General features: G+C 36.6%; 16 protein-coding genes, 1 tRNA gene and 2 pseudogenes. 6 read left to right on the top strand and 13 right to left on the bottom strand.

What is annotated here, in order from left to right; translation table 11 throughout:
• Positions 1-156 (bottom strand): annotated as a pseudogene (locus PN497_RS07780) (photosystem II q(b) protein); the annotation flags it as partial.
• A 214-nt stretch (positions 157-370) separates the two neighbouring features.
• Positions 371-721, bottom strand: coding sequence for a histidine triad nucleotide-binding protein (locus PN497_RS07785; protein ID WP_096567417.1), 351 nt, complete (start codon positions 719-721; stop codon positions 371-373).
• Between the two features lie 131 nt (positions 722-852).
• Here PN497_RS07785 and PN497_RS07790 point away from each other — a divergent pair.
• A pseudogene (locus tag PN497_RS07790) lies at positions 853-1,731 on the top strand (Rpn family recombination-promoting nuclease/putative transposase).
• 68 nt (positions 1,732-1,799) lie between these two features.
• Here the strand turns inward: PN497_RS07790 and PN497_RS07795 are convergent.
• Positions 1,800-2,414 carry a Uma2 family endonuclease gene (locus PN497_RS07795; protein ID WP_096567419.1) on the bottom strand — a complete coding sequence of 205 codons (615 nt, stop codon included), beginning with the start codon at positions 2,412-2,414 and terminating at the stop codon, positions 1,800-1,802.
• 475 nt (positions 2,415-2,889) lie between these two features.
• On the opposite strand from PN497_RS07795, the gene PN497_RS07800 reads away from it, so the two are divergent.
• The 3 genes from PN497_RS07800 to PN497_RS07805 all read left to right on the top strand — a co-directional run bounded on the left by PN497_RS07800 (position 2,890) and on the right by PN497_RS07805 (position 4,478).
• Positions 2,890-3,402 carry a Csu type fimbrial protein gene (locus tag PN497_RS07800; protein WP_096567421.1) on the top strand — a complete coding sequence of 171 codons (513 nt, stop codon included), beginning with the start codon at positions 2,890-2,892 and terminating at the stop codon, positions 3,400-3,402.
• 31 nt (positions 3,403-3,433) lie between these two features.
• Complete coding sequence (locus PN497_RS25900; protein WP_409349324.1) at positions 3,434-3,502, top strand: hypothetical protein; 69 nt, start codon at positions 3,434-3,436, stop codon at positions 3,500-3,502.
• Positions 3,503-3,695: 193 nt separating this feature from the next.
• Positions 3,696-4,478 (top strand): fimbrial biogenesis chaperone, encoded by a 783-nt coding sequence (locus PN497_RS07805; protein ID WP_272109878.1) that lies wholly within the window; start codon positions 3,696-3,698, stop codon positions 4,476-4,478.
• Positions 4,479-4,753: 275 nt separating this feature from the next.
• Here the strand turns inward: PN497_RS07805 and PN497_RS07810 are convergent, their stop codons facing one another.
• Positions 4,754-5,266, bottom strand: a complete 513-nt coding sequence (locus PN497_RS07810; RefSeq protein WP_096567425.1) for a Csu type fimbrial protein — start codon at positions 5,264-5,266, stop codon at positions 4,754-4,756.
• A gap of 6 nt (positions 5,267-5,272) precedes the next feature.
• On the opposite strand from PN497_RS07810, the gene PN497_RS07815 reads away from it, so the two are divergent.
• Together PN497_RS07815 and PN497_RS07820 are read left to right on the top strand one after the other, a co-directional pair.
• Positions 5,273-7,630, top strand: a complete 2,358-nt coding sequence (locus PN497_RS07815) for a fimbria/pilus outer membrane usher protein (RefSeq protein WP_272109880.1) — start codon at positions 5,273-5,275, stop codon at positions 7,628-7,630.
• A 108-nt stretch (positions 7,631-7,738) separates the two neighbouring features.
• A complete protein-coding gene (locus PN497_RS07820; RefSeq protein WP_096567427.1) occupies positions 7,739-9,271 on the top strand; it encodes a YifB family Mg chelatase-like AAA ATPase in 1,533 nt (510 codons plus the stop codon).
• 126 nt (positions 9,272-9,397) lie between these two features.
• Here the strand turns inward: PN497_RS07820 and PN497_RS25905 are convergent, their stop codons facing one another.
• The 9 genes from PN497_RS25905 to PN497_RS07860 form a co-directional block, all read right to left on the bottom strand.
• Positions 9,398-9,508 (bottom strand): HNH endonuclease, encoded by a 111-nt coding sequence (locus PN497_RS25905; RefSeq protein WP_409349325.1) that lies wholly within the window; start codon positions 9,506-9,508, stop codon positions 9,398-9,400.
• The gene (locus PN497_RS07825; protein ID WP_409349323.1) at positions 9,460-9,642 is read right to left on the bottom strand and encodes an HNH endonuclease; all 183 of its coding nucleotides are present in this window, start codon (positions 9,640-9,642) and stop codon (positions 9,460-9,462) included. Before PN497_RS07825 ends, PN497_RS25905 begins: the two co-directional genes overlap by 49 nt.
• Positions 9,639-10,832, bottom strand: coding sequence for a DUF2252 domain-containing protein (locus PN497_RS07830; RefSeq protein ID WP_096567429.1), 1,194 nt, complete (start codon positions 10,830-10,832; stop codon positions 9,639-9,641). Before PN497_RS07830 ends, PN497_RS07825 begins: the two co-directional genes overlap by 4 nt.
• Before the next feature lie 65 nt (positions 10,833-10,897).
• Positions 10,898-11,452 carry a Uma2 family endonuclease gene (locus tag PN497_RS07835; RefSeq protein WP_096567431.1) on the bottom strand — a complete coding sequence of 185 codons (555 nt, stop codon included), beginning with the start codon at positions 11,450-11,452 and terminating at the stop codon, positions 10,898-10,900.
• A gap of 426 nt (positions 11,453-11,878) precedes the next feature.
• Positions 11,879-12,082, bottom strand: a complete 204-nt coding sequence (locus PN497_RS07840; protein ID WP_096567433.1) for a KGK domain-containing protein — start codon at positions 12,080-12,082, stop codon at positions 11,879-11,881.
• Positions 12,083-12,310: 228 nt separating this feature from the next.
• Complete coding sequence (locus PN497_RS07845) at positions 12,311-14,923, bottom strand: U32 family peptidase (RefSeq protein ID WP_096567435.1); 2,613 nt, start codon at positions 14,921-14,923, stop codon at positions 12,311-12,313.
• Positions 14,924-15,072: 149 nt separating this feature from the next.
• Entirely contained in the window at positions 15,073-15,273 is a 201-nt protein-coding gene (locus PN497_RS07850) for a HEPN domain-containing protein (RefSeq protein ID WP_272109889.1), read from the bottom strand.
• Positions 15,274-15,276: 3 nt separating this feature from the next.
• Positions 15,277-16,338 (bottom strand): ParA family protein, encoded by a 1,062-nt coding sequence (locus tag PN497_RS07855; RefSeq protein ID WP_096567437.1) that lies wholly within the window; start codon positions 16,336-16,338, stop codon positions 15,277-15,279.
• Between the two features lie 252 nt (positions 16,339-16,590).
• A tRNA-Met gene (locus tag PN497_RS07860) sits at positions 16,591-16,664 on the bottom strand.
• Positions 16,665-16,691 lie beyond the last annotated feature (27 nt).

Consider the following 16,691-nt stretch of genomic DNA (forward strand, 5'->3'; position numbering starts at 1 on the left):
AAATGCGATGATGAAGCAAGTGGTTGCTGCTAACAGGGTGGGGATCATTAATACACCGAACCAGCCGATGTAAAGGCGGTTGTTGGTGCTTGTGATAAATTCACAGAAACGATCCCATACGTTGGCGCTTTGGCGCTGTTGAATGGTTGCGGTCATGTTTTTATGATTGCTCTGTTTATAATATCGGCGAGTTGTTTTTCTCACCTCTGCACAAATCATAAACTGTGTATTTAGTTTTGTAAAGAGAATTAAAATTAGTTTTGTTTATAACTTTTATAGATTTTTCTAATGTAGTGGCGTTGACAGAAATGATCATGGGACGGGCAAGATGCCTATCCCATAGGATTGGTAGATGATTGATAGGTGAAGATCAACCAGGAGGCCATGCCATAGGACGACCGCCTAAGATGTGTATGTGTAGGTGATAGACGGTTTGACCGCCATCGTTACCAGTGTTCATGACTACGCGATAACCGTTTTCTAGTCCTGCTTGGGCGGCGACTTTTTGGACTGTTAATAATAGATGTCCTAATAATGCTTGATCTTCAGGTTGGGCGGTAGCTATGTTAACTATGGGTTTTTTGGGAATGACAAGGATGTGAACTGGTGCTTGGGGGTTAACATCTGTAAAGGCTAAAGCCAAATCATCCTCATAAACGATGTTTGCGGGGATTTCCCGACGGATGATTTTACCGAAAATGGTATCTTTGGTTTCACTCATGCGGTTTTACCTAGTATATCTGTTAGAGATTTTAGGGGATAGTTGGGTGAGGTGGCGATCGCTTACCGTGGGTATCGCTTTTTTGCAGAGAAAAAGTTAAGCTGTTGTGTAATCAGTGCATCTATAGCTTTATTACCAAACCTGCGGATGTCAGTACCAAACGTTTAATTAGTCTCGCACCCAACAACTAGGTAAAATGGGTAACACAAATCCCGGATGTAGTTGCTAAAGAAATACTCAATTCTGAATTTCAGTGGATTAGTAGAGAAAGTGATGTACTTATCCGCGCTGAGAGTCAAGAATACAGAAAATTTCTGGTTCTTAATGAACTGCAATTGCGGTATAAACCAGAAATGCCTCGAAGAATGCGAGCTTATGCAGGACTAGCTGAGGAAAAATATCAATTACCCACCTATCCTGTACTCATTAACATTCTGAAAACAGGTAATGAAGAAATACCAACTCGATATCAGTCAAATATTGCTGGTTTGGAGGTGCGTCAAGATTACCGAGTAATTAATCTTTGGGAAGTAGATGTTAAAATTGCCTTAGAACAACCTTTACCTTCTCTACTGCCTTTTGTACCAATTCTCAAAGGTGGTGAAGATGAAACTATAATTCGGGAAGCATTGCGTTTATTAAAAGCCGATGAACAGTTAAACCAATTAGAAACAGTTCTGGCTTTTTTTGCTACTTTTGTATTAGATAGTGCCTTAGTTCAAGAAATCATGAGGTGGGATATGGCTGTTTTACGTGAATCACCTTGGTATCAGGAAATATTGAAACAAGGGGAAAAACAAGGTGAAGAAAAAGGAGAACAAAAAGGGAAAAGAGAAGAAAGAATCTCAAGTATTGAGTTATCTTTAGAAGTGAAATTTGGCAATGAAGGATTAAAGTTTATGCCGAAAATATCAGAAATATCGGATTTTGAAACATTAAAAATAATTCAACGTTCAATTCTCACAGTTGAAAGTTTAGAGGAATTAAGACTGATCATGGAAAACTTGTAATCATAAATTACTCAAAAAGTGAATTGAGAATCAAGTAATGCGTAAAGAACAATAAAGATCAATATTGCTCAAATATTACCAGCTTGAAAAATCTGTTTAGCAGTCAAATTCAAATCTGGAAAAGTTGGTGATATTATCTTTTCATCATTTCTAAACTGCCTTACTTGATACTCACCATCAATCAATAAATGAATAGATATAGTAGGTTGTTTAGGACTACCTATATAACGAATACCTCCTAAAGCTAAATAATCAATAATCCAATATTCAGGAATGCCAATTTCTTCATAATCTCGTAATTTAGTTAAGTAGTCATCACGCCAATTAGTGCTGACAACCTCAATAATTAAGGGAATAGAAGCAGCTTGAGTTACAGTTGATTGTTTTTGCCAAAGAGGTTCATTGACTAAATTAGTCCGGTTTAATAATAGAATATCTGGTAAATAACCTGATTCGCTTTCAGGTGGTTTGACTAATGCTTGTTTAGGAATGGAATAAGGAAGATTTAATCTATCAAATTCTACAGTTATTTTTCTAGCTGTAAAACCTATGATATCTTCATGTAGTCCTGTTGGTTGTGACATTTCCACAATTACTCCATTATGCAGTTCATAGCGTTCTCCATCTGGTTTCCAATCTGCAAATTCTGCAAAGGTTACTGGTTTTTGTAAAACTTGAACCATGATTTATATACCTTAACTTCACCGTTATGGATGATTTAATTATACTTGATAGAAAATGAATTGTCCCAACTATCAACACCAGGGCATCACATCATCTAACCGCAGTTGCAGGGAGAGTAAAAGAGGCTTAACGGGTAAGGCGGTTAAACAGCTTGTTTCATAAGGGATAGAGCCTGAAAGCCCCGTTGAAAAAAGAGGCATTGAGAGGTATTTATGTGTTAAGTAACTTTATTTACTTATTTCGGAATATGTGTAAATGTTTATTTGTAATCAATGCAGCTAAATAAAGTATTTTCAGCATCTTCATGGATATCCATAGCTTGTATAATAAATTTTCTCAATTCCCAATAAAATCAGTATTTATATTGATGTATGCGGGGGGGGGGTGAATGCTAACATACACTGAGAAAAAATCATCCACCAAAAGACATATTTTCTCAACCTAATATTTTTTTGTAACCAGGAAACTTAAACCATGATTCGTCGTTTTGCTTTAGCTTCCGCCATCTTAATCACTGCCGGTTCTGCCGCTCCAGCAATGGCAGGTACAGCAACAAGTAATATAACTGTCTCAACTACTGTTATTCATAGCTGCAGTATTTCTACGACTCCACTTGCATTTGGCGATTATGATCCAATCGTTACTCATGCCACCACTCACTTAGATGCAACAGCAACTGTAACTACAACTTGCAGTAATGGTGGGGGAACGTATATTAGGTTAGGACAAGGCGCAAATGCTGCAACTGGGTCTACTAATGTCTCCCCAGAGCGTAGGCTTAAGGATGCTGGTAATGGATATATCAATTATAACATTTACCAGAATTCAGGACGCACTACAAATTGGGGAAATACTGTTGATACTGGTCTGAGCGTTATGGGAACTGGTAGTGCACAAGTTACTACTATTTACGGTAGAATCCCAGCTGGACAAACTGCTGATGACACTACTTACTCTGATACTGTAGTAGCTACAGTCGAATGGTAATCCACAAGATACTACTACTATTTACGGTAGAATCCCATCTGGACAAACTGCTTTTGCCGGTTCATACTCTGATGCTGTAGTAGCTCAAATCAATTGTTAAGAGAATTTAATACTTAGATGCCCGAATTCTTGAAGAAGTCGGGCAACTGTAACAGCTACTGTTACTTACTAAGCCCTGATCATCCAAAAGACATCTGGTAAAAATTACACAAGCGATATCCGTAACCCACGACGCAAAATTTTGGTGCGTTACGTTTCTGTCCTAACGCACCCTGCAAATAAGGTTAATTCTCGTGTTTACCCTCAGTTCCCGCTTAAAATTACTGCTGTTTCCCAGCCTATTTCTGGGCTTATGTTTTAAAACATCCCAAGCCAACGCAAGTAATTATAGCGTTAGTCCCATTAATGTTGTTCTTTCTCCCAGAGTTTCCACTGCTCTGCTGAAATTACGTAATCAGGATACCAGTGCTGCCAGCTTTCAATTCAAAGTATTCAAATGGGAACAAAATGCCCAAGGAGAAGACAAACTCACTCCTACTGAAGATATTATTCTGTTTCCATCTCTACTTTCCGTAGAATCCCAGGGAGAACGGCAAATTAGACTCGGTTCTAAAGTTCCCATTAATACTGTCGAAAAAACTTACCGATTGATTGTGGAAGAACTACCGACAAAAACCAGTCAACCCACCCAGAATGCCATCCAAGTCTTAACTAATTTAAGTATTCCTATTTTTCTACAACCGAGCCAAATCAACCAGTCAGGAAAAATGGGACAACTAGCAATCAAAAAAGGTAATTTATCTTTTGAGATTAGTAATACTGGTAATGTCAATCTTCGTCCACAGCAAATAACAGTGCAAGGACTAAGTGCCACAGGGGAAAAAATCATTGAAACTGCTGTTAATAGTTGGTATATTTTAGCGGGTAATACTAAATCCTACAGTGTAGGATTACCACCCAAGGAAAAATGTAATGGGGTCAAGAAACTGGTAGTGGAAGTAAAAACCGCAAAAACCACCTTTAAAGAGACCCTAGATACTCCCCAGGGCGCTTGTGCTGCTGCTTACCCCCCTTAGTCCCCCTCACAGGGGTAGGTTTTTAATATGATTTGTGAAGGCAAGACCACCGAAGACAAGGAAGGCTTGTCCTGAGCGTAGTCGAAGGGATGGACAAGGAAGATTTTATACGGACAATGGTTTTTTGACGGACTATTTTTGTGACTAAGAATACAGACTTTGTACTGTTTTCCTCCCTTGTCACCTTGTCCACCTTGTCCACCTTGTCTTGCCCTCATGACAATGTAAAATACCTACCCTTGTAAGGGGTTAGGGTGGGGTTAATTTCAAAATGCTTACAAAGTCGCTCTCAGTTGTATCGTGTCCTGGTAATTTCCCGCCGGCACATTTTGCCCCGCCGGAATCTTAATATAAAGATTGACATTACTGGCTGAACCCGTACCAGTCAATGACAAAGCAGTGTTATCGGTGTTCCCCCAAATTATTGTCCTATTTGCATCTTGATATAATTCATACAATAGATAATTTTCCGCACCATCAGTCATGCGGCGCACGGGGTTAGTGTCTGTGGAGCCAGTAGAGGCATTTTGTCCTTGTCCCAGGGTAATTTTCCCAGTAATACCACTCGGTAAAGTGATAGCGATTGGTAATGTTGCTGTTGCCGGAGTAGACGGATTAGTTATGTTCTCAACTGGTATTGGCACAGGATCAACAGGTGGGGTAATCGTGATACTAGGAACTACGGAAGCAGAAACATTCAAATTAGCATTTGCACTACCTGCCATTGCGGGAGCAGTGGAACTGGCTATAAGCAGCAAAACAGTTAATAAGGAAGGGCGCAATTTCATGGTTTTATGTCTGGTTTGATGTCTGGTTTGATGTCTGGTTTGATGTCTGTAAATAATGGCTGGTGGTTGCTGTTGGTTTCTGCTTGGAGTTTTGCAGTCTGTTCTGAGGTTGCTGCACAAGAACAAAATGCTATTTTGGAACTTACCGTTAATCAGGTGGCTAAAGAAGCAATTTTTGTGATTTTACGCCCCAAGGATATTCTTGTTACTCGTTCTGATTTAGAAAAAGCCGGGTTAGAAAGTTTCGCTGGTAGTCGAGAAACTATTAATAATGAAATTTATGTTTCTCTGACTTCCTTAGCTCCCCAGTTAAGCTATATTTTTGATGAAAAAGCCTTAACTTTAAGTATAACAGCCCAACCAGAATTATTAAAGAGTAACTCATTTAATTTAGGTCGCCAGTCACCCCAAAATATTACTTATAGTCAAAACACTAGTATTTTCTTTAATTATGCTTTTAATTTACCTGTTGACGTTGAAAAATTCAATTTCAACAATAATTATACATTTTTTGGAGAATCAGGATTAAGCATTAATAAAAGTTTACTTTATAGCAGTTTTTCCCGCAAAACTGACGGTTCTTGGCTGCGAGGTTTAACAAATTTCACCTTAGACAATCCCCAAAAAATGACTAAATGGGTAATTGGTGATTCCTTTGTCAGTGCCGGCGATTTAGGGGGAGGAATGTTTATGGCTGGTGTGAGTAATTCACGGGATTTTGGACTAAATCCTAATGTCATTCAACAACCAACTTTTAGTTTATCTGGTGTAGCCTTAACACCTTCCAAAGTAGAGGTTTTTGTTAATGGACAAAGAGTAAATCAAACAGAAGTACCCCCCGGTCGCTTTCAATTTGATAATTTACTCCTACCCTCCGGTAGTGGTTCTACAAAAGTTGTAATTCGTGATGCTTTGGGTCGAGAACAGGTAATTACTTCACCTTTTTATTTTGCTACAGGGTTACTAAAACCCGGTTTATCTGACTACAGTTTTAATTTAGGTTTACGGCGATTTAAACTAGACTCTGATAATTTTAATTATGGTTCTCCGGCTTTTCTCGGTCGCTATCGTCAGGGTATCACCAACTCCCTGACCCTGGGCGGGCGCTTGGAGGTTGCTAGTAATTTAATTAGTGGTGGTTCTAGTCTAACCACTAGCCTACCCTTTGGGGCTTTAGGACTATCCCTAGCCATCAGTAGTGAATCAGGAATACCGGGGGCTGCGGCTGCCCTCACTTATAGCTATTCTAGTCGTAATATCGGTTTTGGTGGTTCGGTGCGGCTGTTGAGTGACCGATATGCTAATTTAAGTTTGACAGCATTAGATGACAGAGCCAAGTTAGAAAATAATGCTTTTATTTCTATATCTCCTACCCGTAATTTAAGCTTAGGTTTGCAGTATGCGTCCTCTGACTTCCGTGATAAAGGACACAGTAACCGCCTGGCTCTCACCAGTAGTTTGCGTCTTAATTCCAGTGCAGATTTATCTATCAATCTCAGCCGGTCTAACCAACCTACACAACCAACTACAAATGAACTATTTATCGGGTTCAATTATACTTTAGGTAATGCTAGAGCTAGTATTAATCGGCAAAATACCAATGGTAAAACTGCAATTAACTCAACTGTATCCGTACAGAAATCTCCACCGGCTGGTAATGGCTTGGGCTACCGTCTTCAGGTTAACCCCAACGGGGAAAAAATTCCCGGCAATGGTAGTATTCAGTATCGCGCTCCCTTTGGCGTTTATGAGTTAAACCTCAACCGCAATAATGGTAAAAATAGTGGTTCTGTTAATGTTTCTGGTAGTATTATCGGCATAGGAAATAGTGTTTTTCTTGCTCCTCCCGTTACCCAAAGCTTTGCACTGATAAAAGTTCCAGGGGTAAGGGGTGTGCGTGGTTACAGTAATAATCAGGAAGTTGGACGCACTGATTCTCGCGGTAATTTAATAGTTACTAATCTGCGCCCTTATAATGGGAATAATTTGAAAATCCAAGATGAGGATATTCCTTTAAACTACAAAATTGATGCTAATGAAAAAGTAATTACTCCACCTTTTCGAGGTGGGGCGGTTGTGCGTTTTCCTGTGCAACTAATTCAGAGTATTGTTGGTACTTTGTCGGTAGAAACATCAGGAAAAACTGTAATTCCGTCCTATGGTCAGTTAAATATCACTGTGAATAATCAAATTATTAACTCACCTATTGGTAAGGAAGGAGATTTTTATTTAGACAGTGTTGCTCCGGGAAAATATGCAGCTAATGTGGACTATGAAGGCGGTATTTGTAATTTTGAGCTAACTATTCCCCAGTCTCAGGAACAAATGGTTAATTTAGGTAATTTAAAGTGTATCCTTCCTTAAAGGGTGTTTGAAAAGTTTTTAATAACATTTGTATTCGGTGATTTCACTCATTGTTAATTTACCTGAAAATCTGCTTTGATATAATTAGGGTTTATTCATATATGAACAATGCTGGCTAGAGTCTGGAGTGCATCTATTGTTGGTATCGACGCGGTGAAGGTGGGTGTGGAAGTGGATGTTTCTGGTGGTTTACCAGGAATTATCATTTTAGGTTTACCAGATTCCGCAATTCAAGAATCAAAAGAACGGGTAAAAGCAACATTGAAAAATGCGGGTTTTGCTTTTCCCCTGCGAAAGATTGTAATTAACCTCACTCCCGCAGATTTAAGGAAAGAAGGACCAGCTTTTGATTTACCAATTAGTGTGGGAATTTTAGCAGCTTCTGAACAAGTTAGCCCGGATTTATTAGGGGATTTTTTATTTTTAGGTGAAGTTTCTTTAGATGGTAGTTTGCGTCCGGTGGCTGGTGTTTTACCTATTGCTGCAACTGCTGAAAAAATGGGAATTTCTGGTTTAATTGTTCCTATGGAAAATACTCAAGAAGCTGCGGTAGTGGAAGGTTTAAATGTTTATGGATGTAGTAATATTTCTGATGTAGTTAATTTACTAAATAATCCGGGGAAATTCAAACCTGTTAAATTAAATGAAAACCCAAAGACATTAGCAGCGACATCTTTAAATTTAGCAGATTTACAAGATGTCAAAGGACAAGCTCATGCACGTCGAGCTTTAGAAATTGCTGCTGCTGGAGGACATAATTTAATTTTTGTCGGACCTCCGGGAAGTGGTAAAACAATGTTAGCAAGACGTTTACCAGGAATTTTACCACCTTTGGAATTTTCGGAATCTTTAGAAGTTACTCGGATTCATTCTGTAGCTGGTTTATTAAAAAATCGTGGTTCATTAGTACGAGAAAGACCTTTTCGCAGTCCTCATCATTCTGCATCTGGTCCGTCTTTAGTTGGTGGTGGTAGTTTTCCCCGTCCTGGTGAAATTTCTTTATCTCATCGGGGGATACTTTTTTTAGATGAATTAACAGAATTTAAAAGAGATGTTTTAGAGTTTTTACGACAACCTTTAGAAGATGGTTATGTGACGATTTCTCGTACTCGGCAATCTGTAGTTTTTCCGGCACAATTTACATTAGTTGCTTCTACAAATCCCTGTCCTTGTGGTTTTTATGGTGATACAATTCAACCTTGTACTTGTTCACCTAGACAAAGAGAGCAATATTGGGCAAAATTATCAGGACCTTTGATGGATAGAATTGATTTACAAGTAGCGGTAAATCGGTTAAAACCAGAAGAAATTACCCAAGGATCGACAGGAGAACCATCAAAAGCTGTGCGGGAAAGAGTGCAAAAAGCAAGGGATATTGCCACAAATCGTTTTCAATCAGAAACTAATGTTAAATGTAATGCACAAATGCAAAGTCGTCATTTACAAACTTGGTGTAAATTAGATGATGCTAGTCGTAATTTATTAGAAACTGCAATTAGAAAATTAGGGTTATCTGCAAGAGCGAGCGATCGCATTCTCAAGGTATCACGCACCATTGCAGATTTAGCAGGAGATGAAAATTTAAAACCTCAGCACGTAGCAGAAGCAATTCAATATCGAACAATTGATAGAATGCAATGATTGGTGATTGGGTAATCAATTTTATGTTTCCCCATTATTACCTATTCCCTATTCCCCATTCCCCATTCCCCATTCTCACAAAAGTTTATAATGGATTGCTTTTTAAGGAGGAGTTAGGGGGATCTACTAAAGATAGAAATGTCGGTAAAACCGATGATCAATTTTATTTGTTTTGTTTTGATTACAAGTTAAACAAAGGGTTTGCAGGTTACTAATATCGTTTTTCCCCCACGGGATAAAGGGATAATATGATCAATACTGAGGTTTGTTTCTAGGGAAGTTTTACCGCAGCTTTGACATTGATATTTATCCCTTTGATAAACATACTGTCTCACTTCTGGAGGTATGGGAATACGTGGGGTTTTGTTCATATTGATTGACTAAATTCTTGAAAATCTTTTTCTACTTGTTGGGCATAATTGCGGGCATATTCTATAATAGAGTTATTATAATTATGCCATGATGTAGTTTGAGCAAATTCAATTAATTCATCAGCGATCGCAGAACCCTGTCTACCACTACTTCGTAATTGATCCCAAGCTGTAACTTCGGCCATTGTTTGGATTAATTTTTCTAAATGTCCTAAATTTCCATCCCAAGCTTGTAAATGGACTGTATCTTTTTCTGGTTGCAATTCTTTTAAAACATAAGATTTTTCACCATCATTGATATGTTCTAATAATGCAGGTGCAATACCTTGAAAACGATTTTGAATTGCAACAACTCTTGCACCTGGAGTTTCCCATTTTGGTTGCGAAACAGTCAGATAAGGTTGTAAAGAACTGGGTTGAGTTTCTTTAAAATCTAGCAAATAGTTCTCATCCGGTGAACCATTACCTTCTACTAGAACTATATAACGTTCTAATCCTAAACTCCCATTACCAGCAATGCGTTTTTCGACATCGAGAATTTCATAAAAATCAGGATTTTGTTCTGTGGTATGATGCCATTGTGTAATTAAGTTTTTAACTTTCTTTTGTTCTGCATCTGTAGCTTTTGCAATTCGTTTATCATCAACTACTAAAAGTCGTTTACCTTTCTTTTCTTTGGTGTATTTATCTAAAAATTTAGCCCGTTTTCTGTGTTCTAAACTGTCTAATAAGTCTTTAACTAAACCTTTTGCAGTTTCCTTTTCTACAGTTCTTGCTTTTCCATCAGCGAGATTTGCAGTGTAGGTTTTTAAATAAATCTCACTTAAATGTAATGCTTCTTCGTCATTTATTCCCACTGCATGAGAACCCACAATAATACTTGTGATAAATCTCACTAAATCCCAGGTACAAGGTGCAATAACTGATTCATCAAAATCATTAATATCAAAATAAACTAAACGGTTATCACCTTTATAACTACCGAAGTTTTCTAAATGTAAATCACCACATATCCAGGTAAGAGGTGCATTATTCAAAGATGATTCTTGAGGTAAATCTTCATAGAATAAATGACAAGTTCCCCGAAAGAAAGAAAATGGATCAGTAGAGATTTTTTTGTATTTTAATTTTAATAATTCTGGATCTCTTCCGTGGTTAAAAGTTTCAATGCGGGTTTTGATGTTGTTCATAGGTGGATGTTGTTTGAATGATAATTTACAGGATTTAACGAATTAAACCTGCCTTTTTAAATATATCATAAGATATCATAAGGTGTAATTTGCAAACCTGATAATAATTCATTACTAATAATTTGCTGATTTCTATAAGTGACAGGTAGAGAAGATGAAGTAAAGACTGTGATAGTTTGCGAAACTGTATCTACTACCCAAACTAAAGAAATTCCAGCTTGTAAATAATAGGTAGCTTTTTCAATCATATCTCCAAAAGTTTGACCAGGAGAAATAATTTCAATTACTAATTCTGGTATCACTGGACAAGGTTCATCTTTTAACCAGTCAATAGGAAGACGCTCATAAGAAACATAAGTTAAATCTGGTACGGGTATCCAATCTTGTCGATTCTTGGTTAATTTGACACTCCATTCAATTACAACACGGCCTTTTTCTTGCGCCCATTTTGATAATAATATAAATAGCGATCCTGTAGTTGAACCGTGAAAAAATTTAGGTGACATTTGTTCATTTTTATATTTAGGTATAGCTTCACCGTTAACCAATTCATATATAGTATCACTTTCAGGAAGTGCGATAAATTCTTCGAGGGTGAGTTTATTTTTAAGTTGAATCATTTTTGGTCTGAATCAGGATGTCCAGGATTAAAGGATTTACAGGATGGGGTTGGATGCTTAGATTTGGGAATTTTTTGTATGTTTTATAACATGGAATAATTATAATAAATAATATTTTTAAATTTATTGTTTTTAACATAAATTAATTTTCTCAACATAATATAATGTCAATATCAGTATATAATTTATATCTTTTTATAACATCCAGAAAATCCTTAAATCCTGGACATCCTGATTCAGACCAAAAATATCTATGGTGAACACAGAAAAAGCCACATTCACCACAAACAATTATACCTCTTTTTATAACATCCAGAAAATCCTCAAATCCTGGATATCCTGATTCAGACAATTAAAAAAAATCTCAACCCAGCGATTAGAAATCGCGTCTACACAAACAAAGTCCACTTCGGTGGACTAATTTATTTATGATGTAGCTTCGTTTATTTTACGTCGTAAATCATCAAGGGGTGATTCAGGTTCTTTAATTTCTGGTTCATCAGGACAAAATTCTAGGGTAAATTTGACTCTAAACTTTCCAGACTCCCAATTTTTACCAGGTTTTAAAACTTTACAATCAACACCTTGCTCTATCCAATCTTTTTTATTTTTCGTAGAGTCAGACTGCATAAAATATGTAAACAATATGTATAGCTGTAGACAAGTAGTTAGGACATCTATTGATAATAAAACTCTCACGACAATTAGGGTCAACAATATAGGGGCGAAGCATTCGGACAATTAATTATCGGTTTTTACCTAAGACTATCATCCGAATGCTTCGCCCTGACTGTGGTCTAAAGACATGAAAACTGCTGTAACAATGTGAGGATGATAAAATTTAGCTGTATAACAGCTTTAGGTCAAACCTAAAGCACCACGAGTCACACCTAATTGATTTTGTAAAAGTTGATTTTGTAACTTTAATGTTTTCCACAGTTCTGAACCTGTGATTTCTCCTTGGATAAGTTGTTGATAATAATGTATGGTTTCCTGTACTTGTGCTGGTGTTTCGTTGAGAAATTCAATTCTCAAATGTTGCAAACCCAAACCTATTAATTTTTGTACATATTCTGCCCCAGTTTGAGCAGCACCATTGTATACTGTATTTCTACATCCTGCGTCTGCTGTAAGAATGTGTTCACTACCTACCCTGTCTCTAATTTTGACCTCGTGTTTTTCGCATGGTCTACCACAGTTAGTGTAGTCTGTTCCTTCAGAAAGAAAAGCACAAAAAACGCAATGTTCCATGTGGAACATAGGAATATGTTGATGTATTGTCACCTCCAAAAATTGCGGTGCATAACTGGTAATTAAATCTACGAGTTGGTTAATATTTAAATCGTAGGATGCAGTTAACCTTTCTAAATTAAACCGCTTAATAAAATAATCTGCGGTGAGAGGATTAGCAACATTTAAGGAAAAATCCCCAATACATCTTTCCCCTGCAAAATATTCTAAATGGTCGTAATTTCTAATCAAATAACCATCTGCTTGGGAATCTTTAACCTGTTTTAAAATCCAATTTTCTCCCGGTTTAGTAATGCGGGGAGGTGCTACAAAAATACTGGGGACTGGGGACTGGTGATTGGTGACTGGGTATTCTTTAAAGATTTTGACCGCTTCTCTATAATTGCGCGGATCTTCAAATTCACAGTATATTGTTTTAATATCTGCTGTTAATGCTGCTTTGAGTTGTTGAATATTTCTGACTAAAACAATCAAATTATTTTTACAATCTTCATCACAAAACCCATAACTCTCTTCAACCCTCTTTCCTTCGTGTCCTTCGCGTTCTTTGTGGTTCATTCCTCTGGAAATTATACTTAAATTTTGATTAATTAAATCCGTCAATTTTGCACTATGATTTAATTGCCAAAGTTTAGGTTTACTTCTTAACTCCTCTAATTTTTCTACTATTTCCCGACGCATTTTATTTAACTCACTCACGGGTAACATTGCATTACCAATAATCTGATTTTGCAAACTTGCTAAATGAAAAGGTGTATTTCCTAAACGTCCAAATTGTTCCTTTAATTTTTCTGATGTTAAAGGTTTAGTATGTGCTTCCTGTAATAATATCTCTGATTTAATCTTGACAATATTACCAAGTTCATCATCAGCAATAGCTATTAATTTATCTCCCACTTCCCCATAGACATCTATATTAATAGGTTGGGTAAAGTTGGGATATTCACCTTCATAACTTTGACGAATTTGTTTATCTAATTCTGGGTCACTGGTTTTCCAAACTTTATCACCGATATTTATTTTATGTATGTTTAAATTATTTCTCCCAAAAGTTAAAATTACTTCTTTACCTTTGGGAATAAGTTCATATATTCTTCCCCCTTCTTCTTTCGCTTCTGGGTGTCCACTATCAAACACTACCCCATCACCAGGTTTAACAGGTGCGGAAATTTTAACGGTTATTTGTTCATTTTTAATGCGAGTAACTTCTCCTAAATAAACACCGCGTTTTTTACCGAAGTTTGCATGAACCAATTCTTGATTATTTATTCCCTCAAACCAACCCGTATAAAGTCCGCGAGAAAAGGCCATTTCTAAATTATATTGGTCTTGACCTCTTGTTCCCCCTTCCCTACAAGGGAAGGGGGTTAGGGGGTTAGGTCTTTCCGCTATTTTATCTAATCCTTTTCTATAAACTTGAGTCACATTAGCAACATATTCTGCTGTTTTTAATCGTCCTTCTATTTTTAAAGAAGTCACTCCAGTTTTTACTAATTCTGGTAAAACTTCTAAACCTGCTAAATCTTGCGGACTGAGTAAATATTTTCTATTACCTAAATCTACAAATTTTCCATCTGCAATTAAATGATATGGCATTCTACAAGCTTGAGCGCATTCACCCCTATTTGCGGAACGTCCTCCTAATGCTTCGCTCGTTAAACATTGTCCAGAATATGCGACGCACAAAGCACCATGAACGAATATTTCTAAGGGTAAAATAATATTTTTTTCAGATATTTGTTGTTGAATTTTATTGATTTCTTTAATTGAACATTCTCGCGCTAAAACTACCAATTGACATCCTAAAGATTTAGCAAATTCTACCCCCGCAGCACTGGTAATAGTCATCTGGGTTGATGCGTGAATGGGAAAGTCTGGGGAAAGATGACGAATTAAACGACAAATACCCACATCTTGCACAATAACAGCATCAACACCAGCAGAAATGATGTTTTTGAGGTATTGCTCTGCTTCTGTCAGTTCTGAGGGGAAAATTAGGGTGTTTAAGGTGATATAACCTTTGACTCCCCGTAGGTGTAGAAATTCCATTAATTCGGGTAAGTCTGCAATGGTGAAATTATCTGCTCTCATTCTGGCATTAAATTTCTCTAAACCAAAATAAATTGCATCTGCACCATTTTCGACTGCTGCAGTTGCACATTCCCAGTTACCCGCAGGTGCTAAGAGTTCGGGGAGTTTGATTTTTGTGGTGGTTGTCATTTTGCGTAGTTTGATTTTATTGTGAATTTATTGATTATATCTAAATTGGGGTATGGTTGGGGGTAGATGAAAATCCTCGGATTCTTTTTTAATCATCTCAATAAATTATTAATCTATTTGATAATTCGGGGATTTGGATTTATCTAAGATTATAAAATTTGATGAATACTCTCAACGACTGGTTCAATAAAATCTACTGCATCACCAACCATCAATTCATCTATAGTCCAGCGATTTTCTAACCCAAAGGTAGGATCTATATCTGCTTCATGAGCAATTTTATTTCTACGATACACGATAGAATTTAATGAGAAATTAAATCCCGAACACGCTGAATACTGATCCGAAATTGATCAAGTGCTGACTGCATAACTCGATGATAAGGCAATAATTTTATCTGCTAAATTGAAAAACGTTGTTTTAAATTCTTGTTGCTTTCTTTGATTAGCTTCTAATACTCTACCATACTGTTTTAACTGTTCAGATGTTAAAGCATAAATAGGTGTAGAATGTTCTTGAGATAGGGCAATTAGACTATTGAAATTAGATATTTTTGTCATGGTCAAATTAACATTCATTCCCTGTTCAGCATATACCTGATTAGGCAACAACAAATTATTTATTTCTAGAATTGGTTTTAACTTATGATTAACTGTATTTTCAATTTTTTCTATCCATATTTGAAATGCTGTGGTTTCTTTACCCCTAATAATTCTATAGTTTTGAACTATAGTTCCTAAAAATTTCAATCTAAATTCAGGAAATGGATAATTAGCTTCCTTTAATATGGGATTTTCACTGGCTTTTCTTGCCCAAGCACACCATTTTGGTAAAATTCTAGCTAGAGAATCTATAGCCATGACGGAAAAGAAATCGGCAGTTGTGGGAACTAAGAAAAAATCGCTAATCATTAATAAATTTTGATTGATAGATCCTAAACTGGGACTCATATCAATTAAAATGTAGTCAGCGTTAAATTTACTCGCAGTCTTTTCTAATAAATCATAAATTGCACCTGGTAAATTTTTTAGTGTTTGAATTGAACCACTAAGTTCTTGGGCAATTCCTAACGTTACTTCATATTCACCAAAGCCCACATGGCCTGGTAATAAAAATAATCCTTCTTGTCCTTGTATGGGTATACAATCTACTGCTTCAATAGCTCTTGGTTGAGATTCAAAAGCAGGTGCTAAACCTGTTTTAATATTAGAATGTGTATTGTAGATATTTTCTATTCTCGCTTCATCTTCTTCTGTTTCTTCTTTTAAAGCCATCCCTGTCAGATTACATTGAGGATCTGTATCCACAAGTATTACTCTCTTGCCTTTTGCTGCAAGCATCCAACCTAAGTTAAAGGTAGTGGTAGTTTTGCTAACACCACCTTTATGATTAAATAAGGCGATTTTCTGAACCATTGTAATTATTTTGGTAAATGTCTCATTGGAAAATCTGTATTACTTAGTATAGCCTAAGTAAATTATTTCTAACTTAATACGCTCACAACATTTGTAATAATTGAACCCGTATCTATTTCTGTTATTAAACTAAATCAAAACACTATTAACTAGCACTGGTTAAACTATATCAATGCTAAAAGAAAGCCTGAAAATCAGGTTTAATTTAGCAAATAACCAATTCTGGCTTGACTATATTTATTCTTTTAAAAATGGCTCAGGTCGGATTTGAACCAACGACCCCAGGCTTATGAGTCCCGTGCTCTAACCAACTGAGCTACTGAGCCAAACGTTTCATCAACATTAATTAATAT

This window comes from Sphaerospermopsis kisseleviana CS-549, assembly GCF_028329225.1.
Lineage (GTDB): Bacteria > Cyanobacteriota > Cyanobacteriia > Cyanobacteriales > Nostocaceae > Sphaerospermopsis > Sphaerospermopsis kisseleviana.

Bases quoted from the DNA above. Each gene is read 5' to 3' on its own strand.
- PN497_RS07785 (WP_096567417.1), bottom strand. From the start codon at position 721: ATGAGTGAAACCAAAGATACCATTTTCGGTAAAATCATCCGTCGGGAA.
- PN497_RS07795 (WP_096567419.1), bottom strand. From the start codon at position 2,414: ATGGTTCAAGTTTTACAAAAACCAGTAACCTTTGCAGAATTTGCAGAT.
- PN497_RS07800 (WP_096567421.1), top strand. From the start codon at position 2,890: ATGATTCGTCGTTTTGCTTTAGCTTCCGCCATCTTAATCACTGCCGGT.
- PN497_RS07810 (WP_096567425.1), bottom strand. From the start codon at position 5,266: ATGAAATTGCGCCCTTCCTTATTAACTGTTTTGCTGCTTATAGCCAGT.
- PN497_RS07815 (WP_272109880.1), top strand. From the start codon at position 5,273: ATGTCTGGTTTGATGTCTGGTTTGATGTCTGGTTTGATGTCTGTAAAT.
- PN497_RS07820 (WP_096567427.1), top strand. From the start codon at position 7,739: ATGCTGGCTAGAGTCTGGAGTGCATCTATTGTTGGTATCGACGCGGTG.
- PN497_RS07825 (WP_409349323.1), bottom strand. From the start codon at position 9,642: ATGAACAAAACCCCACGTATTCCCATACCTCCAGAAGTGAGACAGTAT.
- PN497_RS07830 (WP_096567429.1), bottom strand. From the start codon at position 10,832: ATGAACAACATCAAAACCCGCATTGAAACTTTTAACCACGGAAGAGAT.
- PN497_RS07835 (WP_096567431.1), bottom strand. From the start codon at position 11,452: ATGATTCAACTTAAAAATAAACTCACCCTCGAAGAATTTATCGCACTT.
- PN497_RS07840 (WP_096567433.1), bottom strand. From the start codon at position 12,082: ATGCAGTCTGACTCTACGAAAAATAAAAAAGATTGGATAGAGCAAGGT.
- PN497_RS07845 (WP_096567435.1), bottom strand. From the start codon at position 14,923: ATGACAACCACCACAAAAATCAAACTCCCCGAACTCTTAGCACCTGCG.
- PN497_RS07855 (WP_096567437.1), bottom strand. From the start codon at position 16,338: ATGGTTCAGAAAATCGCCTTATTTAATCATAAAGGTGGTGTTAGCAAA.